Genomic DNA, 1,218 nt, shown 5'->3' with positions numbered 1-1,218 from the left:
GTTCGAGCTGGGGGTGGCCGCAGAGACCAGCGAGAAGCGACTGTTTACTAAAAACACAGGTCCGTGCGAAGCCGTAAGGCGATGTATACGGACTGACGCCTGCCCGGTGCTGGAACGTTAAGGGGACCGGTTAGCTCCATTTCGGTGGGGCGAAGCTGAGAACTTAAGCGCCAGTAAACGGCGGTGGTAACTATAACCATCCTAAGGTAGCGAAATTCCTTGTCGGGTAAGTTCCGACCTGCACGAATGGCGTAACGACTTCTCGACTGTCTCAACCATAGGCCCGGTGAAATTGCACTACGAGTAAAGATGCTCGTTTCGCGCAGCAGGACGGAAAGACCCCGGGACCTTTACTACAGTTTGATATTGGTGTTCGGTTCGGCTTGTGTAGGATAGCTGGGAGACTTTGAAGCGGCCACGCCAGTGGTTGTGGAGTCGTCGTTGAAATACCAGTCTGGTCGTGCTGGATGTCTAACCTGGGTCCGTGATCCGGATCAGGGACAGTGTCTGATGGGTAGTTTAACTGGGGCGGTTGCCTCCTAAAGAGTAACGGAGGCGCCCAAAGGTTCCCTCAGCCTGGTTGGCAATCAGGTGTTGAGTGTAAGTGCACAAGGGAGCTTGACTGTGAGACCGACGGGTCGAGCAGGGACGAAAGTCGGGACTAGTGATCCGGCGGTGGCTTGTGGAAGCGCCGTCGCTCAACGGATAAAAGGTACCCCGGGGATAACAGGCTGATCTTCCCCAAGAGTCCATATCGACGGGATGGTTTGGCACCTCGATGTCGGCTCGTCGCATCCTGGGGCTGGAGTCGGTCCCAAGGGTTGGGCTGTTCGCCCATTAAAGCGGTACGCGAGCTGGGTTTAGAACGTCGTGAGACAGTTCGGTCCCTATCCGCTGTGCGCGTAGGAGTCTTGAGAAGGGCTGTCCCTAGTACGAGAGGACCGGGACGGACGAACCTCTGGTGTGCCAGTTGTTCTGCCAAGGGCATGGCTGGTTGGCTACGTTCGGGAGGGATAACCGCTGAAAGCATCTAAGCGGGAAGCCTGCTTCGAGATGAGGACTCCCACCCACTTGATGGGGTAAGGCTCCCAGTAGACGACTGGGTTGATAGGCCGGATCTGGAAGCCAGGTAACTGGTGGAGGTGACCGGTACTAATAGGCCGAGGGCTTGTCCTCAGTTGCTCGCGTCCACTGTGTTAGTTCTGAGGCAACGACCGT

The 1,218-nt window shown here is 56.6% G+C and carries 1 rRNA gene (only partly in view); it reads left to right on the top strand.

The features are described 5' to 3' along the window. Positions 1-1,176, top strand: a 23S ribosomal RNA gene (locus ACFY0K_RS44670) (it extends 1,627 nt beyond the left edge of the window). Positions 1,177-1,218 lie beyond the last annotated feature (42 nt).

This window comes from Streptomyces sp. NPDC001507, from assembly GCF_042894765.1.
Classification (GTDB): Bacteria; Actinomycetota; Actinomycetes; order Streptomycetales; family Streptomycetaceae; genus Streptomyces.
The sequence above is the reverse complement of the archived record's forward strand: the minus strand, read 5'-3'. Positions and strand labels throughout refer to the sequence as shown.